This window comes from Caballeronia jiangsuensis (genome assembly GCF_046030135.1).
GTDB classification, from domain to species: Bacteria; Pseudomonadota; Gammaproteobacteria; order Burkholderiales; family Burkholderiaceae; genus Caballeronia; species Caballeronia jiangsuensis.
Window position 1 is genome coordinate 17,558 of sequence record NZ_JAQQDB010000049.1, and the last position, 26,716, is coordinate 44,273.

20 protein-coding genes are annotated in these 26,716 nt (G+C 61.4%); 12 read left to right on the forward strand and 8 right to left on the reverse strand.

The window, feature by feature from the left end; all coding sequences use genetic code 11:
- Positions 1–57: 57 nt before the first annotated feature.
- From PQR08_RS33325 to PQR08_RS33335, 3 genes are read left to right on the forward strand one after another with little or no spacing between them, the layout of a single operon-like run.
- Positions 58–2,988, forward strand: coding sequence for a molybdopterin oxidoreductase family protein (locus PQR08_RS33325; RefSeq protein WP_250483655.1), 2,931 nt, complete (start codon positions 58–60; stop codon positions 2,986–2,988).
- A gap of 11 nt (positions 2,989–2,999) precedes the next feature.
- Entirely contained in the window at positions 3,000–3,719 is a 720-nt protein-coding gene (locus PQR08_RS33330; protein WP_250483656.1) for a 4Fe-4S dicluster domain-containing protein, read from the forward strand.
- A 20-nt stretch (positions 3,720–3,739) separates the two neighbouring features.
- Positions 3,740–4,678 carry a dimethyl sulfoxide reductase anchor subunit family protein gene (locus tag PQR08_RS33335; RefSeq protein WP_250483657.1) on the forward strand — a complete coding sequence of 313 codons (939 nt, stop codon included), beginning with the start codon at positions 3,740–3,742 and terminating at the stop codon, positions 4,676–4,678.
- 107 nt (positions 4,679–4,785) lie between these two features.
- Here PQR08_RS33335 and PQR08_RS33340 read toward each other — a convergent pair whose 3' ends face one another.
- The 7 genes from PQR08_RS33340 to PQR08_RS33370 all read right to left on the reverse strand — a co-directional run bounded on the left by PQR08_RS33340 (position 4,786) and on the right by PQR08_RS33370 (position 15,042).
- Entirely contained in the window at positions 4,786–7,761 is a 2,976-nt protein-coding gene (locus PQR08_RS33340) for a hypothetical protein (protein ID WP_408163759.1), read from the reverse strand.
- Between the two features lie 107 nt (positions 7,762–7,868).
- A complete protein-coding gene (locus PQR08_RS33345; RefSeq protein ID WP_250483659.1) occupies positions 7,869–8,438 on the reverse strand; it encodes a hypothetical protein in 570 nt (189 codons plus the stop codon).
- Positions 8,439–8,475: 37 nt separating this feature from the next.
- Positions 8,476–8,970, reverse strand: a complete 495-nt coding sequence (locus PQR08_RS33350) for a hypothetical protein (RefSeq protein WP_250483660.1) — start codon at positions 8,968–8,970, stop codon at positions 8,476–8,478.
- Positions 8,971–9,093: 123 nt separating this feature from the next.
- On the reverse strand, positions 9,094–10,479 hold the full coding sequence (locus PQR08_RS33355; RefSeq protein ID WP_250483661.1) for an HlyD family type I secretion periplasmic adaptor subunit: 1,386 nt from the start codon (positions 10,477–10,479) through the stop codon (positions 9,094–9,096).
- Complete coding sequence (locus PQR08_RS33360) at positions 10,476–12,203, reverse strand: type I secretion system permease/ATPase (RefSeq protein WP_250483662.1); 1,728 nt, start codon at positions 12,201–12,203, stop codon at positions 10,476–10,478. The genes PQR08_RS33355 and PQR08_RS33360 overlap by 4 nt, the downstream gene beginning before the upstream one ends.
- The gene (locus PQR08_RS33365) at positions 12,200–13,597 is read right to left on the reverse strand and encodes a TolC family outer membrane protein (protein WP_250483663.1); all 1,398 of its coding nucleotides are present in this window, start codon (positions 13,595–13,597) and stop codon (positions 12,200–12,202) included. The genes PQR08_RS33360 and PQR08_RS33365 overlap by 4 nt, the downstream gene beginning before the upstream one ends.
- 203 nt (positions 13,598–13,800) lie before the next feature.
- The gene (locus PQR08_RS33370) at positions 13,801–15,042 is read right to left on the reverse strand and encodes a cystathionine gamma-synthase family protein (protein WP_250483664.1); all 1,242 of its coding nucleotides are present in this window, start codon (positions 15,040–15,042) and stop codon (positions 13,801–13,803) included.
- 192 nt (positions 15,043–15,234) lie between these two features.
- Between PQR08_RS33370 and PQR08_RS33375 the strand changes: the two genes are divergently transcribed.
- The 7 genes from PQR08_RS33375 to PQR08_RS33405 all read left to right on the forward strand — a co-directional run bounded on the left by PQR08_RS33375 (position 15,235) and on the right by PQR08_RS33405 (position 22,665).
- Complete coding sequence (locus tag PQR08_RS33375; protein WP_250483665.1) at positions 15,235–15,969, forward strand: glutathione S-transferase; 735 nt, start codon at positions 15,235–15,237, stop codon at positions 15,967–15,969.
- Positions 15,970–16,003: 34 nt separating this feature from the next.
- A complete protein-coding gene (locus PQR08_RS33380; protein ID WP_250483666.1) occupies positions 16,004–16,807 on the forward strand; it encodes an aldo/keto reductase in 804 nt (267 codons plus the stop codon).
- A gap of 145 nt (positions 16,808–16,952) precedes the next feature.
- Complete coding sequence (locus PQR08_RS33385) at positions 16,953–18,689, forward strand: ClcB-like voltage-gated chloride channel protein (RefSeq protein ID WP_035507824.1); 1,737 nt, start codon at positions 16,953–16,955, stop codon at positions 18,687–18,689.
- Positions 18,690–18,917: 228 nt separating this feature from the next.
- On the forward strand, positions 18,918–19,184 hold the full coding sequence (locus tag PQR08_RS33390; RefSeq protein ID WP_035507822.1) for a hypothetical protein: 267 nt from the start codon (positions 18,918–18,920) through the stop codon (positions 19,182–19,184).
- Between the two features lie 38 nt (positions 19,185–19,222).
- A complete protein-coding gene (locus tag PQR08_RS33395) occupies positions 19,223–19,465 on the forward strand; it encodes a DUF2795 domain-containing protein (RefSeq protein WP_035507820.1) in 243 nt (80 codons plus the stop codon).
- Between the two features lie 519 nt (positions 19,466–19,984).
- Positions 19,985–20,374 carry a DUF2946 domain-containing protein gene (locus tag PQR08_RS33400; protein WP_284508950.1) on the forward strand — a complete coding sequence of 130 codons (390 nt, stop codon included), beginning with the start codon at positions 19,985–19,987 and terminating at the stop codon, positions 20,372–20,374.
- Between the two features lie 191 nt (positions 20,375–20,565).
- A complete protein-coding gene (locus PQR08_RS33405) occupies positions 20,566–22,665 on the forward strand; it encodes a TonB-dependent receptor family protein (protein ID WP_250483668.1) in 2,100 nt (699 codons plus the stop codon).
- Between the two features lie 15 nt (positions 22,666–22,680).
- Here PQR08_RS33405 and PQR08_RS33410 read toward each other — a convergent pair whose 3' ends face one another.
- Positions 22,681–25,053 (reverse strand): AsmA family protein, encoded by a 2,373-nt coding sequence (locus PQR08_RS33410; RefSeq protein WP_250483669.1) that lies wholly within the window; start codon positions 25,051–25,053, stop codon positions 22,681–22,683.
- Positions 25,054–25,189: 136 nt separating this feature from the next.
- Between PQR08_RS33410 and PQR08_RS33415 the strand changes: the two genes are divergently transcribed.
- Complete coding sequence (locus tag PQR08_RS33415) at positions 25,190–25,903, forward strand: ABC transporter ATP-binding protein (RefSeq protein ID WP_250483670.1); 714 nt, start codon at positions 25,190–25,192, stop codon at positions 25,901–25,903.
- Positions 25,900–26,715 (forward strand): ABC transporter permease, encoded by an 816-nt coding sequence (locus PQR08_RS33420; protein ID WP_250483671.1) that lies wholly within the window; start codon positions 25,900–25,902, stop codon positions 26,713–26,715. Before PQR08_RS33415 ends, PQR08_RS33420 begins: the two co-directional genes overlap by 4 nt.
- The last annotated feature ends 1 nt before the right edge of the window (position 26,716 follow it).

The following is a 26,716-nucleotide window of genomic DNA, read 5'->3' on the forward strand; positions in this document are numbered from 1 at the left end:
TGAAGTACCCATCGCGCGAGTGTCCCCCTCGCGCGAAACGCTTTTGGAGGAGCACTCATGGAACACGGCGCTCGTACCCAGAACGAAAAGCTCGAAGTCAAGACCACGACGTGCTACATGTGCGCATGCCGCTGCGGCATCCGCGTGCATCTGCGCGACGGCGAAGTCCGGTACATCGACGGCAATCCGAACCACCCGCTCAATCAAGGCGTGATCTGCGCGAAAGGCGCGTCGGGCATCATGAAGCAGTACTCGCCCGCGCGCCTCACGCAGCCGCTGATGCGAAAACCCGGCGCACTGCGCGGCGAAGCGCAATTCGAGCCGGTCTCATGGGAGGTCGCGCTCGACACGCTCGAAAAACGTCTCTCACATCTGCGCGCCACCGATCCGAAGAAGTTCGCGCTCTTCACGGGCCGCGATCAGATGCAGGCTTTGACCGGCCTCTTCGCGAAGAACTTCGGCACGCCCAACTACGCGGCGCACGGCGGCTTCTGCTCGGCCAACATGGCAGCCGGGATGATCTACACGATCGGCGGCTCGTTCTGGGAATTCGGCGGCCCCGATCTCGATAGCGCGAAGCTCTTCTTCATGATCGGCACGGCGGAAGATCATCATTCGAATCCGCTCAAGATCGCCCTTTCGAAGTTCAAGCGCGCGGGCGGGCGCTTCATCGCGATCAATCCGATCCGCACGGGCTACGCTGCCATCGCCGACGAATGGGTGCCGATCCGCCCCGGCACCGACGGCGCGCTCTTCATGGCGCTGATCCACGAACTGATCGCCGCCGATGCGTGGGATCACGAGTTCGTCACGCGTTACACGAACGCGGCCGAACTGCTCGACATGAACGAAGCGAGCGATACCTTCGGGCTTTTCGTGAAGGACGGCGAGACGCCCGAGTCGAATCCGCTCTTCCCGCAAAATCATCTGTGGTGGGACACGAAAACGAATCGCGCGGTCGCGCATCATGCCGATGACGCCGAGCCCGCGCTCGATGGCCGCTACACGCTCGACGACGGCACGCCCGTTGCGCCCTCCTTCGCACTGTTGCGCGAGCAGGTGGCATCGTGCACGCCCGAGTGGGCCGGCGACATCACCGGCATTCCCGCCGCGACGATCAAACGTCTCGCCGCCGAAATGATTCAGGTGGGCCGCGATCACAAGATCACGCTGCCGATCGAATGGACCGACTGCTGGGGCAAAAAGCACGCTACCGTGACGGGCAATCCCATCGCTTTTCACGCGATGCGCGGGCTCGCCGCACACTCGAACGGCTTCCAGTCGATCCGCGCGCTCGCGGTGCTGATGTCGCTGCTCGGCACGATCGACCGGCCGGGCGGTTTCCGTCACAAGTCGCCGTTTCCGCGCGCGGTGCCGCCGTCCGCCAAACCGCCGAATCATCCCGATCAGGTCAAGCCGAACACGCCGCTCGCGAGCGGCCCGCTCGGCTGGCCGGCCGCGCCCGAAGACCTCTTCATTCACGATGACGGCACGCCCGTGCGCATCGACAAGGCGTTCTCGTGGGACTATCCGCTCGCGGTGCACGGCGTGATGCACAGCGTCATCACGAACGCGTGGCGCGGCGATCCTTATCCCATCGACACGTTGATGATCTTCATGGCCAACATGGCATGGAACTCGTCGATGAACACGATGGAAGTGCGCAAGATGCTCGCCGACAGAAACGATAACGGTGAGTACAAGATTCCGTTCATCGTCGTATGCGATGCGTTCCAGTCGGAGATGACCGCGTTCGCCGATCTCATCCTGCCCGACACGACCTACCTCGAACGTCACGACGCGATGTCGATGCTCGATCGCCCGATCTCCGAGTTCGACGGTCCCGTCGATTCGGTGCGTGTGCCGGTCGTGCCGCGCACGGGCGAATGCAGGCCGTTTCAGGAAGTGCTGGTCGAACTCGGCAGCCGCCTGAAGCTGCCAGCCTTCACGACGCCAGAAGGCACGCGCAAGTATCGCGACTATCCGGACTTCATCATCAATCATCAGACGGCGCCCGGATCAGGCGTGGGCTTTCTGATCGGCTGGCGCGGCAAGGATGGCAAGGACGCGCTCGTCGGCGAGCCGAATCCGAACCAGTGGGAAGAGTACGCGAAGCACGATTGCGTCTATCACTACACCTTGCCCGAATCGCTGCAATACATGCGCAACTGCAACGGGCCTTATCTGCAGTTCGCCGTCGACAAGGGCTTTCGCAAGTTCAGCGAGCCGATCCTGATCCAGCTCTATTCCGACGTGATGCAGAAGTTCCGCCTCGCCGCGCAGGGGCGCACGAAAGGCCGCCAGCCACCCGAGCATCTGCGCGCGCGCATCGAACAGTATTTCGATCCGCTGCCGTTCTGGTACGCGCCGCTCGAACTCGATACGACCGATCTCAAGGCGTACCCGCTCGCGGCCGTCACGCAGCGCCCGATGGCGATGTATCACTCGTGGGACTCGCAGAACGCGTGGCTGCGGCAGATTCACGGCGAGAACCTGCTGTACATGAATCCGCGCATGGCGATGGCAAACGGCATCGAGGATGGCGGCTGGATCTACGTCGAATCGCAATGGGGCAAGGTGCGCTGCATGGCGCGTTACAGCGAGGCGGTCGAGCCGGGCACGGTGTGGACATGGAACGCGATCGGCAAGGCGTCGGGCGCGTGGAGTCTCGGCCCCGACGCCAACGAATCGCAACGCGGCTTCCTGCTCAATCACCTCATCACCGACGAGCTTCCGCCGTCCGCGAACGAAGGCACGCGCTTCTCCAACTCCGACCCGATCACCGGTCAGGCGGCGTGGTACGACGTGCGCGTGCGTGTCTATCCAGCCGAAGCCGATGCGAGCCACACGCTGCCGCAATTCGCACCGATGCGCCCATCGCCCGGCATGCCGGGTCCGATCCAGCGCGTCGTGCAGACGTATTTCGCCGGGCGCGGCGAGTTTGCGGCGCGTTTGCGCAATGTCATCAAGCGAAACCCAGGCAACTGAAGGAGACCATCATGACTCAAATGGCCCTCGTGATCGACCTGAACGTCTGCGTCGGATGCCACGCGTGCGTGACGAGCTGCAAGGAGTGGAACACGTCCGGCGAAGCGGGCAGCCTCGCGGATCAGCGCCCTTATGACGCCGATCCGTCCGGCACCTTCTTCAACCGCGTGCAGACCTATGAAGCGGGCGAGTTTCCGCTCGCCGACACGATCCACTTTCCGAAGTCCTGCCTGCACTGCGAGGATCCGCCGTGCGTGCCCGTCTGTCCGACCGGCGCGAGCTACAAGCGCAAGGAAGACGGACTCGTGCTCGTGGACTTCGACAAGTGCATCGGCTGCAAGTACTGCGCGTGGGCGTGTCCATACGGCGCGCGCGAGCTCGACGAAGAACGCAAGGAGATGACGAAGTGCACGCTGTGCGCCGATCGCATCTACAACGAGGCGCTGCCCGAGCGCGATCGCAAGCCCGCATGCGTGCTCGCGTGCCCGACGTCGGCGCGGCTCTTCGGCGATATCCACGATCCGGATTCGGTGGTGTCGAAAGCGATCGCGGAACGCGGCGGCTATCAGCTGATGCCCGAATGGGAGACGAAGCCCGCGAATCATTATTTGCCGCGGCGTCCGGTGAACTCGTGCAGTAGCGGCGGTTCGTGCGGCTGTCATTCCGCCGATGAAGCCGCGCCCGAAACACACGGCGACCTGAATCTCGCGGCGATGGCCGTGCGCGTCTGACTTTTCATCGGAGCTCAACCATGAAACCCGCGTTTTCCGTCGTGTTTCTCACGACATTGAGCGGCGCCGCGCAAGGCTTGCTGATCGCGCTCGTCGGCGTCGAACTATTCGCGAAGCTCGGCTTGACCGGCGCGCCTTCGCAGATGTTCTTTTTCGTCGGCGCGGCATTGTCGGTCGTGCTTGGCGCGCTCGGGCTGCTCGCGTCGTTCTTTCATCTCGGCCATCCGGAGCGCGCCTGGCGTGCAATCGCGATGTGGCGTACGTCGTGGCTCTCGCGCGAATGCCTGTGCCTGCCCGCGTTTCTCGCGTGCGATGCGCTGTACGGCGTCGCGCATTGGCTCGGCACGCCCTGGTCGCTCGTGATCGGCGTGATCGGGGTGATTGCGTCGGCGGCGCTTTTCGTCTGCACCGCGATGATCTACGCGTGCCTGCGCTTCCTGCAGGAATGGGCGACGCCGCTCACGATGGTCAACTTCGTGCTGCTCGGCTGCGCCTCCGGCTTCACGCTCGCGACCGCATGCGCCGCGCGGCTCGCGCCGTCGTCGGCCGCGGGTCTCGCGGCTTGCGCTTGCACGTTGACGCTCGCGGGCTGCGCGACGCGCGTCGCCTCGCTCAGGCGCAATGCCCGCTTGCGGCCCAAATCGACCGTGCAAAGCGCGACGGGCATCAAGGGGCCGAACGTCGTTCAGAAATCGCGCGGCTTCACGGCGGGCGCGTTCAATCTGCGCGAGTTCTTTCACGGACGATCGGCTGAAGCGATCAAGCGCATCAAGTGGACGTTTCTCGTCGGCGCGTTTGGTGTGCCCTTCGTGCTGATGCTGGCGGGGATCGGCGCGCAGTCCGTGGCGCTGTTCGGTCTCGCCTTCGTCACGCAGTATCTGGGGCTCGTCGCCGAGCGATGGTTCTTCTTTGCCGAAGCGCGGCATCCGCAGAACATCTACTACGCGCGCGCTTCGTGAAAGATAGTGATTTTTCTTGCGAGTCCTAAATACATATGCCGCATTGAGCGGCATATGTATTGCCCGACTAACGAATCAGCCCTGGCATGTCAAAGTGCAGCGCCACGTCACCAGTTGAATCCAAAGTCTCCTCCGTAGCCAAAGTCGTTGTTGAACGACCCCCAATCCCAGTCGTCCTCGCCGCTTCCATAGTCGTCGCTGAGAGAGAAGTTGTAAGCATTTCCTCCCGATGACATGACCATCCCGTTGCCGCCGTAGTCGGCCCAACCGGTCTCGTAGCCCGTCGGTCCGTAGGCAATGGCGTCATAGCCGCCGCCTGCTCCATACGTGAACTGAGTGAAGCCTGTGAGTTGACCGCTGCTGTTGAAAGCGTCGTACTCGATCTCCTGACCGTTGCCGTTGAAAATAATGGCGTCTTGCGAGTTATCGGTGTTGAACAAGTGGGCAATCATGCTGCCATCGTTGCCGTACTTGTCGTACTCCGTCTCCCGCCCTGTTGTGTGGTCGAAGAAATAGTCGTCCGTTTTCTGGCCGGCCGAGCTGAACTTCGCGAACTCGATTTCGTTCCCGAATGCGTTGTAGACGGTAGCTGTCTGTGAATTGTCCGCACCGAAGGTTCTGACGATGGTCTGCGTATTCGAGTATTCGTTTAATTGAGTTTCGCGGCCGGTTGCGTCAAAGAAAGCGTCGCTCGTGATCTGGCCGTTTTTGCCGTAGGTTGCATACTCGGACACACGCCCGGACGGATCGAAGACCGCTGAGTTTTGCGTTCCATCCGTATTGAAGACATGTGCGACGCCACCGCCCGAACTGTTGTAGTCGGTTTCCTGCAACTCGCGCCCGGTGCTTCCGTCGAAGATGATGTCCTGAGTCAGTTTCCCGCCGGTATCGAACGACGCCTGCTCCGTCTGATGGCCAGCGCTGTTGTAGACGATCGCGTTTTGGGTGCCATTGATGTTCAGGATATGGTCGACCTGGCTGCCATCGGCGTTGATGTCGTTTTCTTGCGTTTCGCGGCCCGTGTTTGCGTCGAAGTAGACGTCCTGCGTCATCTTTCCATTTGTGCCGTACGTGGCGTATTCGGTCTCGTGGCCAGCCGCGTTATAGACGGTCGCGTTTTGCGTGCCGTTGGTATTGAAGATGTGATCGACCTGGCTGCCGTCGGCGTTGATGTCGTTCTCTTGCATCTCGCGGCCCGAGTTCGAATCGAAGAAGACGTCTTGCGTCATCTTGCCATTCGTACCGAAAGATGCGTATTCGGTTTCGTGGCCAGCCGTGTTATAGGCGATCGCATTGTGGGTGCCGTTCGTATTGAAAATATAGTCGACCTGGCTGCCGTCGGCGTTGATGTCGTTTTCTTGCGTTTCGCGGCCCGTGCTTGCGTCGAAGTAGACGTCCTGCGTCATCTTGCCATTCGTGCCGTACGTGGCGTATTCGGTCTCGTGGCCAGCCGCGTTATAGACGGTCGCGTTCTGCGTGCCGTTGGCGTTGAAGATGTGATCGATCTGACTGCCGTCGGGGTTAAGGTCGTTTTCCTGCAGTTCTCGGCCCGTATTCGAGTCGAAGACGACGTCTTGCGTCATCTTGCCGTTGACGCCGTATGTCGCGTACTCGGTCTCGTGGCCCGACGCACTATAGACGATGGCGTTCTGCGTGCCATTGGCGTTGAAGACGTGATCGATCTGACTGCCGTCGGCGTTGACGTCGTTTTCCTGGATTTCTCGACCCGTGCCGGCGTCGAAGAAAATGTCTTGCGTCATCTTGCCGTCCGCGCCATATGCCGCGTGTTCGGTCTGCTGGCCGGCGGCGTTATAGACGTTTGCGTTATGTGAGCCATCTGCATCTAGCAGATAGTCGGTCTGGCTGCCGTCCGCGTTGAAGTGATTTTCCTGTGTCTCGCGACCGGTGGTGGGGTCAAAGAATACGTCCAGAGTCTTCTTGCCGTCGACGCCAAAGACGCCGTACTCGGTTTCGTGGCCAGAAGCGTTGTAGACGGTCGCATTCTGCGAACCGTCTGCATTCAACGTGTAGTCAACCTGACTGCCGTCGGCGTTGAGGTGATTTTCTTGTGTCTCGCGGCCGTTTGTGGGGTCGAAGAAGGCGTCGAGGGTTTTCTTGCCGTCGGTGCCGAAGGTGGCGTATTCGGTTTCCTTCCCTGAGCCGTTATAGACGGTTGCTGCTTGGGAGCCGTCGACGTTGATTTGGAAGGCAACTTCAGACCCGTCGGCGTGAAATTGATCTTCGTTCGTCAAGCGCCCTTGAGCATCGTAGATGTCTGCGTTGTAGCTGCCGTTTCCGTTCCGCGCATATATTGTTTGAGAAATAATATTGCCCGACTGGTCTGTCTCAACCGAGGAAGCGAGAGAAGAATTGCTGAAATGGAGAGAGGTGGAGTCGCCGTTGCTGAATTTTTCCGTAACCGATGAAAAATCGCCGTTCGGTCCTGAATCCGTAAAATCAACGTCGGTGATCGCGCCAGGTAGAGCCTTCCCTGACGCAATACCCATCTCGTTGAATATTTCGCCCCCGTGGGCAGCATATAGGTCCGCGTAGGTCTCCGAGGGATCTGTTCCGCTAAGATGCAATCCTGCAAACATTTTTCCGGCAGTTTCGATCATTGCGTTCATGTCCTGCGCCGAATCGAGTCCATTGGCCATGTCGGACGCATGCAACGATTTTAGTGTCTGATCGATTTTACCATTTGGTCCAGCGTCGCCATTAATGTAAATGGCGCTTCCGCCCTTTTGCACGATTTCCTGCTGGACGAGCCAGTTGTTATACACTGCCTCCCCTTCCGCCCGCAAACCTACCGCACTATACAGTGCACCGGCGTTTGGGTCATCCGCGTTGATTTGCAGACTGTTAAAAAACTGGTTGTCATTTTCCAGGTTCACAAAGTGGCCGATTTCATGGCTTAGATTACCAACAAATTGCTCTGGCGACCATGATGCCCAGTTTATTCCGAACTCCACAAGGTGTCCTGTGAACTGTAATAGTCCAGCCTGCTCAAGATTAACGGTCATTGGCTGGATCGTTCCATCACCACTTGCCGCCGCCGCACCATACTGAAGTAGTTCGTTCACAAGTGTGGAACTTTTGTTTATCTCATCAAGTGTATCTTTTGAGAGTTGTCCCTTCAACGGGCCCCAAAAGGCTTCATTTCCTGAAATTTGAGGTATAGCCGACATAATTACTCCGACAACTTATTTTGATCGATATTAATGAACTCAAGGCAACGTGTTTGCCTAGAAAAAACATAAATCACAATTACATTATCATTCCTCTTCGAAATAAAATCGTACCGAACATGCGCTTCGTACGACAGCCTTTCGTTCCATCCCTCGCCACCCACAGCGCCCGTCAATCTTTCTTGCGTCAGGCATTCTGCGTCTGGTCGAATTGGGATTTGCATGAAGCTTGGATTTTGGTCGCGACTTCTATTGAGTACATAGACAACCTTGCTCTGATCTATGAACTTCCCGTAATAACTGGACGGCGACATAGCCTCATAGCTTATGGAAAGGATATTTGTTTTCACGCCCAGCCTAAAAACTGGCTTTTTGGCCTTAAGGGCAAAGTCGATTCCAAGCTCTTTCGAGGTATATTTGTAGTCACCAAGATCCCCGTATCTCGCTATATTATGTATAGTTGAAACAAGACCGCTCCATGAACCGTCATGACGGGCGATATCCGTTGCCCCAGAGCAGGCGGAGACCGTGATCAGACATGCCGAATTCATCAGCAGGAGCATCTTTTTCAACCAATGATTGCGGGTCTCAGTCGGCACAGTTATTCACCTAGTCAAATCGATTCTGAAAAAGATAGAAAGCGTTTGCGCACTTTTCATTTGAAGGATCGAACATTACACCTAAGTCATAACTCTGCCCCCTCTTAATGAAATATCGAAAGATTTTGACCGGAACATCGGGGTTGAGAAAAGGTCTTGCAAATCCGAACGCTTTGAACATAGACGCTTCATCGATACAGCTTTTGGACCCTAAGTGGTATATCGACAATCCCCCTCGATACTTGTTTCCCCCACTCGCCCTAGAGAGTCCATAATTGAAATCATTTGGCATCACAGAGAACCTGGCCGTTATGCTTTCATCTGTGAAAAACTCCATCCGGTCCCCCCGGTAGTTATGTGTCTCCGGATCCGAAAGCGTTTCCAATGGCCCCGCCTTGATATTGATGCCGAGTCTTTGAGCCACATACTTATAGTCATCGAGCTGACCGTGATCCACGATGTCGCGGATTGCCGCCGCCAAGTCCGGATTGTCTGCGCTCGCCATTCCGGCGGACCCACATCCGGATAAAGCAGCGATTAAACTCAAGCAATACAACCAAATACGCATCTTGATTAACGGCACAAAAATCCACCTCCCGTTTTGAATTTGATCGCGAGCAAGCTCAACTCAATCCCGCATCGACCTCTGAATCCCATCCCTGACAGGCTCCAGCAAATACTCAAACGCACTCCGCGTACGCGTCCTGATGAAAACCTCCGCCCGTAAGCCGGGCCCCAGCACCACCGGTTCCTTCGCCAACCGATTCGCTCGTGCCAGCGCCTGCGCCGAAATCTCCACGCGAGCTACGTAGAACTGCTGATGATTGTCACGATCCGCAAGCGAATCGGCCGAAAGATAGGCGACCTTCCCCTCGAGAACCGGCGACGTTCGCGGGTTGTACGCGGTCAGTCGCACATCGGCCTCGCTGCCGATAGCGATCTCGCGGACGTAATCGGGCTTGATCTTCGCCTCCACGATCAGCGGCGTTCCAGACGGCACGAGGTCGAGGATAGGATCACGTGGGCCGATTGCTTCCCCGATCGTATGCACTCTCAGTCCGACGACTTCCCCGGCCACCGGCGCGACAATGTGCGTTCGTGCATCCATGTCCCGCGCGGGACGCAACTGCTCTTCGATCTGTCCAGTCTTTTCCTTGCATTCTTTGAGTTGAGTATCGGCCGATCGAACATAGTCGTTACGCAATGAGGCGATCTTGAGGGTGAGATCCGTTTGTCGCTGCCGCGATCGAATCAGCTCCGCTGTATCGGATTGCTGGCGTGACTGATAGTCGGCAGCAGCACGACGAAGCTCCATCATTTTGGTTTCCGTAACATAGCCTTCGGTTCGCAACTGCTCGTTGACATGCAACTCCTGCTTCGCGATGCCGAGGCTCTGCTCACTGGTGCCCACGAGTGCGCGTTCCGCTTCCGTTTCCTGACGTGTTTGAGCAAGTTGTTGTTGCAACAGAACGAGTTGATCGTCAAATGCGCGACGTTCCGAATCGAACAGCGTGCGCTCGCGTTGCAACTGCGCAGCGACCGCAGGATCGCTCTGCCGTGCGAGCAGGCGCTGCGAAAATGCGATCGAACTTTGCATGTCTCGCTCCGCAGTCAGACGCGCCGCCTTCGCTTCTTCATCGTCCAGTTGCGCTTGCAGGGCGGTCATTTCGGCGTTGGGGCGCACGTCATCGAGCATGACGAGCGCCTGGCCAGCCTTGACGCGGTCGCCGTCCTTCACGAGGATCGCCCGGACGATGCCGCCTTCCTGATGCTGAATGGTCTTGCGCTCACCTTCGTCGCGGACCATACCTTCGGCCACGACAGCCCCGGACAGCGGCGCAACCGCTGCCCAGACACCCATCGCGCACGTGCCCACGAAAACCGAGAGGCACCCGAATGCAATCACCCAGCGTGGCAAGGCGAGCCCTGGAGCCGGGACGGCAGAACGCATCACGCTGCGCCGGGCGAGGCGACACACCGCCCGATACACGCTCATCACAATACGAGTTCTCATGACGCGGGCGTCTCCTGCCGGGACTCGTGCGAAGGTGCAGCGGCCGGCTTCATGCGTGATTGCATCCATCCTTGCACGTGTTCGCGTGTGCCAAAGCAATCGATCTCGCCCGCGCGCATCACCATCACGCGATCAGCAAGCGCAAGCACGGTTTGACGATGCGTCACCACCACGACCGTCACGCCGTCGCGCTTCAGAGCCTGCAACGCCATATTGAGCCGACGTTCGCCTTCGACATCGAGGTTCGAATTCGGCTCGTCGAGAAGCACGAGGCGCGGGTCGCCGAAGAGCGCCCGTGCGAAAGCGATCATCTGCCGCTGCCCGCCCGACAAGGCCAGTCCGGAATCACCGATGTGCGTCTGATACCCGTCCGGCAAGGCGAGAATCATGTCGTGCACGCCCGCTCGTTTCGCCGCGAGAATGATGGCCGCCGAATCATGCCGTGACGCGTCGGGATCACGAGCGATATTGGCCGCTACGCTTCCTCCAAACAACTCGACGTCCTGAGGCACGTAGCCAAGGAATCGACCCAGCGACTCTCGCGGCCACTGGGCGATGTTCGCGCCATCGAGTCGAATCGCGCCGGCATGCGGCTTCCAGATGCCCGCAAGCAGGCGCAGCAGCGTCGACTTGCCGGAAGCGCTCGGACCTACAATCACCAGCAATTGCCCGGCCCCGAGCGTGAAGCGCACATTCCCGAGCAGCGCGCGCCCGCGCGGATCGCCGATCTCCCTGCTGCTGAAGCCGATGACATCGCTACTCAGATGACCGGCGGGACGTGGCAAAGCGACCGTCTGAGGCGCGGGTGGCTGACAACAGAGCGCGTTGAGCCGGCTCCACGCTTGCCGCACTTCGGTCAGCTGTTTCCAGCTTCCGATGATCTGATCGATCGGTGCGAGTGCTTTGCCGAGCAGCAGCGTCGTCGCCATCATGACGCCGCCCGTCGCGAATTGATTGATGACGAGCCACGCGCCGGTTCCCATCATCGCCACCTGAATCGCCTGCCGTGCAATCTTGCCAATATTCCGATTGAGCGCCGACACGTCCGCTACCGATGTCTGAGCGTCGACATCGATGCGTCGACGCTCGGACCAGGCGTCGATCATCGCAGTGTTCATTCCGAGGACCGTCACGATTTCGGCGTTCCTGTTGATCTGCGCGTAGAGCTGCTCGGTTTCCCGCTGACGCGCCGTGTTGCTTCGAATGTTCGCCTCGGTCAACCGGTCGTTGACGAGCGCAAGCCCGATCAGCAGCACCGCGCTCGACATGGCGATCAATCCCAATGACCAGTGGAACAGAAACATGATGAAGAGATAGAACACGAGCCAGGGCAGATCCATCAGGGCGATGACCCCGGCGCCCGACAGAAACGAACGAAGCGCCGCGATATCGGAGGGGTTGGCCAACGCATGTGTGGACGCACGACGTGCCTGCATCTCGACCCGCGCGGCCAGCGCAAGACGATCGAGTCGATCGCCGATCTCGCGCGCGAGATGGCTCAGAATGCGCGCACGCACGACATCGACACACAGCATCATGCCCAATGCAATGCACATGAAAACGATCAGCATCAGGAGTGTTTCGATGCTCCGGCTAGGCAGCACCCGATCGTAGACCTGCAGCATATAAAGCGTAGGCGCGAGCACGAGCAGATTGCTGGCGACACCGAACGACGCGGCGACGATGAGATGTCGTCTGATCGCGTGCAAAATGGATCCGTTCATTTCTGTTGCGCTTCCGAATGTTTCACCGAAGCATTCGCGAGGTCTTCGAGTGTCGTCTCGTCCAGTCGAGCAACGCTTGCCCGCAAGCGCAGAAACTGCATCACGGCGTCGTAACGGGCTTTCGCAAGATCACGCCGCGTCGTGAAAAGCTTCTCCGCCGCGCCGAGCACATCGGCGTTGATGCGCACGCCCGCCTTGAATCCCTTCTGATTCGATTTGAGCGACGTTTCCGCCGACAGTTGGGCCGTGCGCAACGCGGCGATCTGCGCAACGCTTTCTTGCAGCGCGAGGAACGACTCACGCGCGTCGAGAGCGGCCGAGCGTCGAGCGTCCTCGAGATCGCCCCGTGCCTTGTCCTGCAATGCCAGCGCCTCGGCTTTTTTGCTGGACGTCTGTAAGCCGTCGAAGAGGGGAATGTTTATCTGAATGCCGATTTCGCCCGAGCTTGCCCGGTTGGCGCCCGTGTAGAAGCTGGTCTGGCCGTTGATGAAAGCGGCATTTCCGTGGTTGATGTTGCCGACGATCGATACGCTCGGCAGGTAGCCCGCATTGACCTTGCTCACCTCGCGCATTGCGATTTCGAGCGCGATCTCCTGCTGCCTCACGTCGAAAGACTCGCGTTGCGCGGTATCCGCCCAATGATCGGCGCCATCCGCGCCGATTGCGGGCGCGCTCACGTCTGGAGCGAAGGCATCGACGTCGGTGACCGGATGCGCCACGATCTTCTCGATGGCCGCATAGCGCTTCAGTACCTCCGCACTGGCATGCACGAGATCGGATTGCGCCGCGTCCGCACCGGCCTGCGCTTCGTTCAGGTCCACGATCGTGGCAGTGCCGAGGTTGAATCCGCGCTGACTGATGGCCAGTTGTTCGTCGAGCGTACGGACATGCTCGCGCGCAAGGACATGCTGATCCTGGGCGGCGAGCGCGTCGAAATAGGCCTGCGCGGTGCGCAGAAGCAGATCCTGCCGTGCCGCCGCAAGTCCAAAGCCGGCGGATATCGCACTGAGCTTGCCTTCCTGATAGGACTGCCAGTCATCCCACTTGAAAACAGCTTGATTGAGCGACAGGCTCGTGCCGAGCGTCGAATACGATTCGGGGGATTTGCCCGGAACAAAGATGCCGTTGCGGAAGACGGACTGACTCAGCCCCAGATGAGGCAATAGCGCCGCTCTTGCTTCCGGTTCTTTTTGTATGGCCGCGCGAAACTGCGCGTCGGCGCTTGCGAATTTGGCGTCATGCTGTGCAGCTTCCTGCAAAAGCTCAGGCAGGCTTTCGGCCGGACAAGGCGCTGCAACAAGGATCGTCTGGAGTCCTGATAGGACAATAAGGCGCTTGATGCAAAGCGCCCGCCGCCGCTTCCCGCAAAGCGGCGCAACTGCTGTTTTTCTCATTCTTGCTGGCCTCGATAGTGAACGGGGTCCCGAACGTTTCCCTATTCACCATCGCGACTATGCCGCACCACCTGCGTTGTGGCCCTAATCCAAATCCGAATTAAATAGTTAATGAATAAGCAAGCTTCCTTGCATTTTGATGCGGCCTTTAAACCTCATAGCGTGCATTTGAAAGCTTGGTTTAAATCGCGCCCATGCTCCGATTACACCGCGAGCCTGAGCGCCTGTTCAAAATCGGCGATGAGATCGTCGATATCCTCGATGCCCGCGGACAACCGCAGCATGCCGTCCGAAATGCCCATCGACTTGCGCACTTCCGGGCCGGCTTCGTAGAAGATCGTCGGCGCGACGGGAATGATCAGCGTGCGTGTGTCGCCCAGACCCGTCGCCTTGATCGGCAATTGCAGCGCGTTGACGACGTCGATCATGCGGCCGGCATCGCGCAACTCGAACGACAGCAGCCACGACGCGCCCTTGAACAGCGCCTGCGCGATCTCGTATTGCGGATGACTCTTCAGCCCCGGATAGAACACCCGCCCGATAGCCTCGTGCTGCTCCAGAAACTGCGCGAGCGCGAGCGCATTCTCGCTGCACTTCGCAACGCGCAGCGCGAGCGTTTCCGCGCCCATCGCGATCGAATGCGCCTGCTCCGACGACAGCGACGCGCCCATGTCGCGCAGCCCCTTCTTGCGGATCTGCAGAAGCCCTTGCTCCTTCGACGGCGAGCGGCGGTAGTCATCGGCGATATTCGGGTACTGGCTCCAGTCGAAGAGGCCCGTGTCCGTCACCGCGCCACCGAGCGCCGCGCCATGCCCGGCGATGGTCTTCGTCAGCGAATTGACGACGAGACTCGCACCGACCGCCTTCGGCCGGAACAGCGCGGGCGACGTGATCGTATTGTCGACGACATACGCGAGACCACGCTCGCGGCACAGTTCGCCGATGCCCGCGAGGTCGGGAATCTGCGTGCCCGGATTCGCGATGGTTTCGACGAACACCATGCGCGTGTTCGGCTGGATCGCGCTCGCGACGTTCGCGGCCGATGTCGAATCGACCATCGTCACGTCGATGCCGAGCGTTCGCAGCGTGCCGAAGAGGCTGTTGGTGTTGCCGAACACGTAGCGGCTCGACACGACATGATCGCCCGCGCGCAACAGCGTGAGGAACACCGCCGTCAGCGCCGCCATGCCGGTGCTGAAGCAGATCGACCCGACGCCCTCTTCGAGATTCGTGATCTTGCGTTCGAGCGCGGCCGTCGTCGGCGTGCCCTGGCGCGCGTAATTGAAGCCGCCCTTTTTCGTGCCCTGAAAGACGCCGATCAGATCCTCCACGCGCTCGAATCCGTACTGGACCGATGTGTGGATCGCCTGATGTACGCCGCCATGTTCCACGCCCACGTTTCTGTCGCCGTGGACGATGCCTGTGGTGAAGCCTTGCTTGTCCATCCCTTCTCCGCTGCGTCGAAAACCCAAAACATCGATTTTGGCACGATCCGCGCCGATTCATGGCGTCGCCGCGAAACAGGAACGCGTGTTGCTCGCTCGCCATTTCGTACGCGTGTTTCGCAGCACGCCAAAAAACGCGCACACTCAACCGTCGCCGCGGATGCGGCACGCCTCGACGAGGAGCCTTTTCTCATGGCTTACGAACTCCACTACTGGGACGGATTGCAGGGCCGCGGCGAATTCGTCCGGCTCGCGCTGGAAGATGCCGGTGCCGAATACATCGATGTCGCCCGCGAATCGAAAACGCATGGCTACGGCATGGACGCGATGATGAAAGTCCTGAACAGCAAGACCGAGCCGCACATCCCTTTCGCCCCGCCGTTTCTGAAAGACGGCGAGCTGATCGTGCCGCATGTCGCGAATATCCTGCTGTATCTCGGACCGAAGCTGAAACTCGCGCCGAAGGACGAAGGCCTGCGCTACGTCGCGCATGGCCTGCAACTGACGATCGCCGATTTCGTCATGGAAGTGCACGACACGCATCATCCGCTCGCGACCGATCTCTACTACGAGGATCAGAAGGACGCAGCAAAAATCCGCACACAGAATTTTCTCGACAAGCGCGTACCGAAATTCATGAAGTATTTCGAGCGCGTGCTGAAGCAGAACCCGCACGGCGACACGCAGATGATCGGCGATGCGGCGACTTACGTCGATCTTTCGATCTTCCAGATCGTCGACGGTCTGCATTACGCCTTTCCGCGCGCGATGAAGAAGTTCGGCGCACAGTATCCGCGCGTCGCGGCAATCCATGACGCGGTGCTGCAAAGGCCGAACATCGCGGCCTATGTCGATTCGGAACGGCGTATCCCGTTCAACGAGTCGGGCATTTTCAGGCACTATCCCGAACTCGATCAGGACGCTTGAACCGCTCGAATCCCAACGCAAACCAGGAGCCAGCATGGTAGAAACGATTCCTTCCTTCGGTCTCGGCACGTTCCGCGTCGATGCCGCGAAAACCACGAACGCCGTGAAGAGCGCCTTGCAGATCGGTTACCGTCATATCGACACCGCGCAGTTCTACAACAACGAGGCGGCCGTCGGTCAAGGCGTGCGCGATTCCGGCGTGCCGCGCGACGACATCTGGGTCACGACGAAAGTCTGGTGGGAGCGGCTCTCGCGCGATGCGCTCGTCGCGAGCCTGAAGGACAGTCACGCGAAGCTCGATATCGGCACGATCGATCTCGCGCTCGTCCACTGGCCGTCGCCCGATGGCGCTGTGCCGATCGCCGAAACGCTCGCGGCGATGCAGGAAGCGCAGAAGCTCGGTCTGATCCGTCATTACGGCGTGTCGAATTTCACCGCGCCGCTGCTCGAAGAAGCGCTGAAGGCGCCGGGCGGCAAGGAGATCGTCACGAACCAGTTCGAAGTGAGCCCCTTTCTCGCGAACCGCAAGCTCGTCGATGCGACGCAGCAGCTCGGCGTGAAGGTGACCGCGTATATGCCGCTCGGCGAAGGCCGCGCGCATACCGACGCGACGCTCAAGGCGATCGCGGAGAAGCACGGCGCGACGCCCGCGCAGGTGACCTTCGCTTGGCTGCTGTCGCGCGACATCGTGGTGCTGTCGGCATCGACGAATCCGGCGCATCAGCAGGCCAACTGGGATGCGCAGAAGCTCAAGCTCGGCGCCGACGACATCGCGAAGATCGACGCGCTCGACGAAGGCAAGCGCCACGCGAATCCGCCCTTCGCGCCGAAGTGGTGACGCGCGGAGCATCGAACGGAGCCCGGCTGTAAACGCCGGGCTTTTTTTGTACTCGTCGCAAGCGTGCCCGCAGCGCCGCCCTGCGATGCTATCCTTGCGAGTCCCTTATTCCGTTTGCTTCTAAGCTTTCCACGATTTCGTAAAAGTGCTCTCATTCCTGCTCAAGCTCCGGACACGCGCTCAACGCCTCTTCCGTCTGTCGGACTCGCATACGATGCTCGTCTGGGCGGTCGTCGTCGGCGTGGCGGGCGCCTTCGCGACGTCCGTCTTTCGTGAAGGCATTCAGGTCCTGCAACGTCTTCTGGGCAATCCATCGGAAGGGCTCGTCGCGCTCGCGCATGTTCTGCCCTGGCCCGTTCGCGTCCTGCTGCCGGCCGTGGGCGGGCTCATCGCGGGTGTCTGTCTGCTGATCGCGCGCAGGCACGCCAGCAAGAACGCGAGCACGGACTACATGGAAGCCGTCACCATCGGCGATGGCGTCGTGCCCGTCTGGCAGAGTCTCTGGCGCAGCCTCTCCTCGCTCATCACGATTTCGAGCGGCGGTTCCATCGGCCGGGAAGGCTCGATGGTGCAGCTCGCCGCGCTCTCGTCGTCGCTGATCGGGCGCTGGGTCCACTTCGATCCGCCGCGCCTGCGTCTGCTCGTCGCGTGCGGCGCGGCGGCCGGCATCACGTCGGCGTACAACGCGCCCATCGCCGGCGCGTTCTTCGTCACCGAACTCGTGCTCGGCTCGATGGCGATGGAAAGCTTCGGACCGATCGTCGTCTCGTCGGTCGTCGCCAATATCACGATGCGCGAGTTCGCGGGTTATCGCCCGCCGTACGAGATGCCGGTGTTCCCGACCGTCACGGGCGTCGAAGTGCTGCTCTTCGTCGTGCTCGGGCTGCTGTCGGGCGTGCTCGCGCCGCATTTCCTGAGACTGCTCGCGGCGTCGAGGAAGCGCTTCTCGACGCTGCCCTTGCCGTTGCCCCTGCGCCTCGCGCTCGGCGGCCTGATCGTCGGCGTGATTTCGATCTGGTGGCCCGAAGTCTGGGGCAACGGTTACGAGGTCGTGAACTCGCTCCTGCACGAGCCGTGGACGTGGACTGCGCTTCTCACCGTGCTCGTCTTCAAGCTCATCGCGACGGCGGCAACCGCCGGCTCGGGCGCGGTCGGCGGTATCTTTACGCCGACGCTCTTCGTGGGCGCGGTGCTCGGGTGCCTGTACGGCATCGGCGTGCACACGATCTGGCCGGACTCGACGTCCGCACCCTTCGCCTACGCGATGGTCGGCATGGGCGCGTTCCTCGCCGCCGCCACGCACGCGCCGCTGATGGCGATCCTGATGATCTTCGAGATGACGCTCTCGTATCAGGTCATGTTGCCGCTCATGGTGTCGTGCGTGATCGCCTACTTCATCGCGCGCACGTCCGAGCAGACGTCGATGTACGAAGTCACGCTGCGCCGCAATCGTGAGGAGAAAGAGCGCGTGCGCCTCGCCGCGACGCAGATGCGCGAGCTCGTCAAGCCCGCGGACACCGTCGTGCCGCTCACCGCGAACATCAAGGACATGACGCGCGTGTTCCTCGAATATCCGGTGAAGTATCTGTACGTGGTCGATGAAGCCGAGCGCTTTCGCGGCGTGGTCGCGCTGAAGGACATCACCTCCGATCTCCTCGACGAGCACGACACCAAAACCAAGACCGCCGCCGACTATCTTCAGCCGCAATTCGACGTGCTCACGCCCGACATGTCGCTCGGCGAAGCGCTCCAGCACTTCCTCGCGTTTCAGGGCGAGCGCCTTCCGGTGATCGAGAAAAAGACGCAGCCGCTGCTGCTCGGCGTCGTGTACAAAACCTCCCTTCTGGACGCATACTTCCGTTTGAACCCGACGTCGCGCTGAAACTGCGCAGCCGTGCAATTTCGCGGCGCGCAACGACGCGTGCGCGCGTGTTTCGCGCGAGTCGGACCGACTTCACAATTCACTCGAAGTATGTCCGCGCGACGCCCACTCGTCGCGCCCGTGTGCGCATCGTCCGAACGGACCGCGTGCATGGCGAGCGGTGCAAAGGCCCATCGGCATAGGCTTTGCTTGGTGCCTTTCGCTGCTTACGTGAGGAGGGGTTGCCCGATGAAGACCTCAACGTTGTTGTCGATGGCCCTGGTTTCGGTCTCGTGCTATGCCGCGCCGCTGCATACGAGTTCGACCGACGAATCGACCGCCACTATCACCGCGACGCGCGCCGCGCTGCGTATGAACGCCGCGCCCGTTGCGCCGCCCGCGCCCGAAATTTCGTCGCAGGACCTCGACCATGCGCGCTGGCGACACGTGCCGCTGCCGAAGTCCCGAACGCCGAATCACGGCATGGCGAGCCAGCCCATTCAGGTGCAGACCTGAGCGCCCTCCTCTCCACCGACTCGACCCTGGACCTCGGAATGACCGACACGCACGCAAAACACGCCTTGAACGACGAGCCGATCGACGACGAAATCGCCCAGGTGCTGCGCCTCGTGAAGTATCCCGCCAACAAGGACGCGATCGTCGATGCTGCGCGGGAAGCGGGCGTATCCAACGACGTCATCACGGTGTTCGACGGGCTGCCCGAGCAGGATTACACGGACGCGAATTCCGTCGAGCAACTGCTGGGCAGCAACGGCGGGCCAGGCATTTCCATCTGATCCCGTCGCGGCGCGCGAACGATGCGCGCCGGTGCGTGCGCGCGTTCGGTCAGGTCGTACAAAACGTGGTTCATCAAACACTTAACATCGATACGCGCGCCTTTTCAACACTGCTATCCACAGAAAATGTGGATAAGTCAGGCATCGGACCGATGCGCCTCGCGAGCGCGAAAAAGTGGCGCGATCCGCGTCGCTCGGGGATTTCAGCGCGAAATCAAGAAACTAGATGAGTCGCCAAGCGGTTTTCCACAGCCCTTTCCCCTTGCGCTGGGGATAAGTTATGCAAGGCCCGACGCGCATTGATGCGCCACGAGGCGCACGCGACTTTTCCTTGGGCATCAGTCATTTAGCAGACTTTTGAGCGCCTTTTCAACAGGGTGCTCCCCAGTTCGTGGGGACAACCTGCTTTCGACATGCCCGCCGTCTGATCCCAGGAATTTCTGTCCGTTTTGCTTTGTAATACAAAGTAACCCGATGGCATAATCCCCGCACTCGGGATCTGAACAAACCTTCACCCTCATGCGCGGTCGCGTCCATCAACGAACGGGTTCACTGCTGGCATTGCTCGCAATGCTGCTGATCACGTTCGCGCCGATGGTCTCGCAACTGCTCGCGGCCAACGCGCATGCCGGCGACCTGAGCGCCGAGCTCTGTTCGGCGCATGCGTCCGCTTCCACGGTCGAGCTTTCTGCCGGCCATCACGATCCAGACGCGCTCGCGCATCTCGACGATCACGCCTGCGGCTACTGCCATTTCTTCGCGCATGCGCCGGCAATCTCGAGCGCACGCGCATCCGCGACGCTCGACGTCCCGGCGCGCCGCATAGTCGTCGTCGCGCGGATTGGCGACGAGCGTCCCGCTCCCGCGTTCACCACAGCGCAACCACGCGCTCCACCGGTTCTCATCTGACTTCGTCAAAACGGATCGATGCCATCGCGGCATCGAACGGCGTCGCGCGTCCATAACATCGCGCCGCGCTCCTTCATCACGAATTCAAGAAGAACCATGCTCACTCTTTCAGCGAGGGGCGGCGTCAGGCCGTCCGTACATCCGCGCGTCGATGGCGCGTCCCGATCGCACGACATCGCGGGGACGCAATCATGAAGCGTTCCGCCCGACGAAGCATCTTCGTGACCGGCATGACCGCGATGTTCGCCACACGCGCATTCGCACAGACCACGGAAACCGGCGAGCCCACGACGCTTCCCGCCGTGATCGTGCAGGGACAGGCGCAACATTCGCTGACATCGCAAAACGTCGCCGACGAGAAGCGGACGCTCGATCAGACGGTCGGCTCCGTAGGCTTCGTCGATAGCGCCGACTACCAGAACACCTATGCCTTCACGCTGCGCGACGTCCTCAAGAACGTGCCCGGCGTGTTCGTGCAGAACCGCTACGGGCAGGAGCTGCGCGTGTCCATTCGCGGCTCGGGGCTCGCGCGCGGCTACCACACGCGCGGCCTGGAGATCCTCCAGGACGGCATCCCGACCAATCTCGCCGACGGCAGCGGCGACTACTACCAGATCGATCCGCTCGCACTGCAATCCGTCGATGTCTACAAGGGCGGCAACGGCCTCGCGTACGGATCGTCGATGATGGGCGGCGCGATCGACTTCGTGACGCCCAGCGCCTATACCGCCGATGCGCCCAACATCCTGCGGCTCGAAGGCGGGAGCTTCGGCACGGTCAGGGGCAGCGCGCAGTTCTCGCGCGTGATGGGACCGCTGGATTTCATCGGCACGTTTTCCGTGAATCACGCGGACGGCTATCGCGATCACGAGCGCGGCCAGTACGAGCAGTTCAACGCGAATATCGGCTATCGATTCTCGCCGGCCGTCGAGACGCGCTTCTATCTCGGCGCGTATGTCGTCGATCAGCAGCTTCCCGGCACGCTGTCGCTCTCCGATGCGCTCAACAACCCGACGAAGGCATCCGCGAGCGCGCTAGCCGGCGATCAGGCGCGCGACACGCGCACCGAGCGCATCGCCAACAAGACGACGGTCAAGCTCGATGTCGGCCAGCTCGACTTCGTCACCTGGGCGATCCACAAGAGTCTCTATCACCCGATTTTTCAGGTCATCGCTCAGGACGGCTGGACCTACGGCTTCGCGCCGCGCTATACCGCGACGTTCAACGTCGGCGGCATGCGCAACGACGTCATCGCCGGCGCGCGCTTCTTCGGCGGCACCACGCAGGCGCGGCAGTATGTGAACGTGTCGGGCAACGAAGGCGCGCAGACGCTCGACTCGACGCAAAGCGCTTACAACTACGAGGCGTATGTCGAAGACCGGCTGTTCTTCCTGCCGACGGTCGCGCTGATGGCCGGCTTCAAGGCGTTGCGCGACGTGCGCAAGTACGTCGATCACGGCGGGCTCGCGGCCGATCCGACCTACAAGTCGGCGAGCGAAACGTTCAGCGGCGTGAATCCGAAGCTCGGCGTGATGTGGCAACCGAATCGCGAGATTCAGGCGTATATCGACATCACGCGCAGCCAGGATGTGCCGGATTTCACCGACCTCACGCAGACCTTCGCGAACACCACGCGCTTCACGCCGCTCACGTCGCAGCACGCGTGGACGCTCGAACTCGGCACGCGTGGCACGCGCGATCGCGTGAGCTGGGACCTCACCGCGTATCGCTCGCTCGTGCGCGATCAATTGCTTCAGTACACGACGAATCCCGACATCCCGGCATCGACGTTCAATGCGAACAAGACAGTGCTCCAGGGGATCGAGGCGGGCTTGTCGGTCGATGTGTGGCGCGACATCACGCACGCGGGCGCGGGCGACAAGCTCACGCTGTCCGGCTTGTGGAACCTGAGCGACTTCCGCTTCAAGGACGATCCGCAGTACGGCAACAACCGCATCGCGGGCGTGCCGGTCAATGTGCTTCGCGCGGTGCTCGGCTACTCGCGGCCCAACGGCTTTCATGTGTCCGCATCGGTCGACTGGGTGCCGGCGGGCGCGTGGGCCGACGACGCCAACACGCTGCGCGTGCCGGGCTATACGCTGCTGGGCGTGCAGGCGGGGATGGATTTTCGCAACGGCCTTTCGGTCTTTCTCGATGCGCGCAATCTGACCAACAAGCGTTATGTGAGCGACATCAGCACCATTGCGAATGCGCAAACGGCGTCATCGACCGCGATCTTCTATCCGGGCGAAGGCCGCAGCATATTCGCGGGCGTGCGGTACGCGTTCTAGCCGCGAGGCGGTCGATCAACTCCCCCGATACTGCGCCGCACTCGCCGGCGCAGGCGCGGCGGGCTTCTTCGCGCCCTTGTCCTTTGCCGCGCCACTCGCCGCCGCATCCGACGACATATACGCCGGCGCCGCCTTTGCCTGCTGCTTCTGCCCGGCGGGCGGCGCGCTCGGCGGACGGCCGATGTCGGCGAGCATCTGCTGGCAAGGCAGCGGCTTGTTGTTGCTCGGCGCGATGAGCGGAATCAGCGCCGCGAACGGATTGATCAGCCCCAACCCGACAGCGGCGGCGCCACGCAACGCCAGGACCGGACTCACGCCGATATGCGGATCCTTGAACGTGCCCTTCACATACAGCGGCGAGCGCAACGAGAAAACGCGCAGGCCCTTCGTGTGGGGATGGATGCCGAGATCCATGTCCTCGGTCTTGAGATTGATCGTGCCATCGACGTTGATGACCGCGTCGTCGGTATCGAGCGCGAACACGCGTGAATCGAGCACGCCGTCGGTCACGACGAAATCCGCCGCCGCGCAGTTGATGTTCACGTCGCGCTTGCCGAACAGCTTTTCGTACACGACGTTCGCCACGTTCAGCCCGGCCGCCTCCATATACAGGCGGCTCACGGTGCCCTCCGTGATGAGCGCCTTCACTTCGCCGTTCGATGTCGCCGCCAGCGCCGCGGGCGAGTTGCCCGTGGCCGAGAGCGCGGCGTCGCCGTTGACTTCGCCGAGCGCGGACTGCATCGTCTTCACGGTCGGGAAAAGCTGCTTGAGCTTCAGATGCCGCGCCTGCGCCGACACGCGGCCCTTCAGCGGCGTGGTGCTGCCGTCGAGATGAATGTTCGATGCAAGCGAGCCGCCCGCCACGCCGAACTTGAGCGGCTCGAACGAGAGCACGCCGTTCGTCATCAGGACATGCGTGTACAGGTTCGTGATCGGCAGATCCGGGTCCTTGATGATGCGCTCGCCGGTGAATTTCACGTCGGCGTCGATGGCCTTCCAGCGATCGGTCTTGAACTCCTCGGTCGGCAGCGCCTTAGACGTCGGCTGCTTTTCCGTCTCGCCGCGCTTGGCCTTGCTCGCGTTCGAATCGGCGCCGATGATCGGCGCGAGGTCCTTGAACTGCAACAGATGCGACACGAGTTCGCCCTGCAGCAGCGGCCGCGGCTTCTTGCCCGCATAAACGAGCGATCCGTTGATGTCGCTGCCGCCCACGCGCCCGGTGAAGTTCTCGTAGTGGAACACGTTGCCGTCTTCGCGGAACTGGCCGGTCAGGCGCCCTTCGGTCGCGAAAGGCGGCGTCTCAGGCAGGGTCACGCCGGTGAACGGATAGAGATGCGCCATGCTCACGGCCTGAATCCACAGCCGCAGATCGAGCGCGGCGAGATGCGCGGGATCGGTCACGGTGCCGACGAACGCGATATGCGTGTCGCCCAGGCGCACGTCGGCCTGAACCGGGAACGGGCGCGTCGCGTCCTGCACCGCGAGCACGCCGCCCAGCTTGCCGTCGCCGGAGACCTTGCCGCCGTTGTAGGTGCCCTTGACGGTCCAGCCGAACGCGTATGGCGGAATCGGCGGCTTCGGGCCTTGCTTGGTCGTGATGCTCGTATTCGCCGACGTGCTCGCCGGATTCGGCGCGGACGCATTCGCCGCGGCGGCAGCGGACGCGGCAGACGCCGCCGACGCTTCCGATGCCGCGGCCGCATCGGCCTGTTTGTTGAGCTTCGCCGCGCCGCTCTTGCCGACCATCTCCGACGACGACTTCGCGGATGCCGCTTCCTGCTGCTTCATCACATCGCCGATCGGCACGGGCTGCCCGAGCGTATCGATGACGACGTGCATCTCGGCCTTGGTGACCTCATCGCGCACGTCGACGGTGCCCTTCGCGAGGGAGATATCGCCGAGCTTGAGATTCCAGGTGGACGGTTCGGTGGACTGCTTGAACTTGAACGTCCAGTTGTTGCGGTTGTCCTTGAGCCGCTCGATATCGATCGACGGATTCACGAGATTGATCGTCGGCACCACGATGTCGTGCGCGAGCAGCGGCAGCACGGCCACCTGAAAGTCGATTTCGTCGAGCGTTGCGAAGAACTTCTGACGCGTCCAGTCCGGATTCGCGATGGTGATTTTTTCAGCGGAGAAGCGCGGCCACGGCACCCAGCGTTTCCAGCCCGTCTCGTTGGGCGGACGACGCCAGCCGACTTTCAGATCCCCCGTGATTTCGAAGCGGCGGCCGATCGCTTCGGACACTTTGTCATCCATCCAGGGTCGCAGACGGTTCCAGTCGAAGGTCAGGAATATGACCACCAGTATTGCGATCAGAACCGCCAGAACGGCAAAAAACCATGCGACGATCCTTCCGATTTTTCCGGTCGTTCTGGCCTGCGGCATGACGGCTCCATCCGTTTTTTCTGATTATGAGTGCGGCAGCACATAGTGTGCCCGCGCGAATCGCGCGCGTTGTCGCCGCAAACCGCCGAATGTCCGTAAGATGTCCGCTCGAAGAACGAGACCCCACATAAAAACGATGCCCGACGCGACATCGCCCGCCCTTTCGCCTTCGCCTTCGATCGAGCTCGTCGCCGCGCATGGCGTCGTGCGCCGCGACGCCGTGCGCGGCACGGTGCTTCTGCATCCCACGGACTTCACGCTCTACGCGGGTCAACGCGCGGCGATCACCGGGCCATCGGGCTCGGGCAAGAGCGTTTTCCTGCGCACGCTCGCGCTGCTCGATGCGTGCGATGCCGGTCATGTCACGTGGCGCGGCGAGCGCATCGCGCGTTCGCGCATACCGGCTTACCGGCGGCGCGTCGCCTATATCGCGCAGCGGCCCGCGATGCTCGATGGCACTGTCGAAGACAATCTGCTTTATCCGTTCACGCTGAAAACCTATCGGGACGCGCAGTTCGATCGCGACACGGCGATGCGGCTCGCGCTGGCTGCCGGCCGCGCCCCGGATTTCCTCGACAAGCTCGCGAGCGACCTCTCCGGCGGCGAGGCGCAGATCGCGGCGCTCGTGCGCGTGCTGCAACTTGCGCCCGACGTGCTGCTCCTCGACGAGCCGACCGCATCGCTCGATCCGGCTTCGGCGCGCTCGATCGAAGCACTCGTTTCCGCCTGGTTCGACGCAAACGCGGAGCGCGCGTGCATCTGGGTGTCGCATGATCTGGAACAGGCGCGGCGCGTCGCCACGCGTCATCTGACGATGAACGCGGGCGTGCTCGGAGGCGATACGCGATGAGCGACTATCAGAACCTCAGTCTCTTCGATATCGGCCTGGCGGCGGCGCTGATCGTCGTCAATGGCGCGCTGTCGGTCGCGCTCGACCTCGGGCTCGAACGCAGACTGCTCATCGCCGCGGTGCGGACCGTCGTGCAACTGCTGCTGATCGGCTATGTGCTCGGCTGGGTGTTCGCGTTCAGCCGCTGGTATGTGGTGCTGCCGCTGATGGCGCTGATGACGATCATCGCCGGCTTCGCCGCCTCAGGCCGCGGACGGCGGACCTACGCGGGACAGCGCGCGGACAGCATCGTGTCGATCTGGGGCAGTTCGTGGCTGATCGGCGCGTTCGGGCTGTTCGTCGTGATCCGGATTCATCCGTGGTACGAGCCGCAATACGCCATCCCGATTCTCGGCATGATTCTCGGCAACACGCTGACGGGCGTGTCGCTCGGCATCGAGCGCATGACGGAGGAACTGACCGCGGGACGCGCGGCGGTCGAGATGTCGCTCGCGCTCGGCGCGTCGCGCTGGGAAGCGGCGCAAGGGCCCGCGCGCCAGGCCGTGCGCGCGGGCATGATTCCGACCCTGAACCAGATGGCCGTGGTCGGGCTCGTCAGCCTGCCGGGGATGATGACGGGCCAGGTGCTGGCCGGGCAGTCGCCGTTGCAGGCGGTGCGGTATCAGATCGTCATCATGTTTCTGATCGCGGCGGCGTCGGGGCTCGGCGTGGTCGGGGCCGTCGTGCTGACGTATCGGCGGCTGTTTTCGAGCGATCACCGGTTCATGGCGTCGAAGCTGATCGAACGCAACGCCCGCAAGCGCGCCGCGTAAC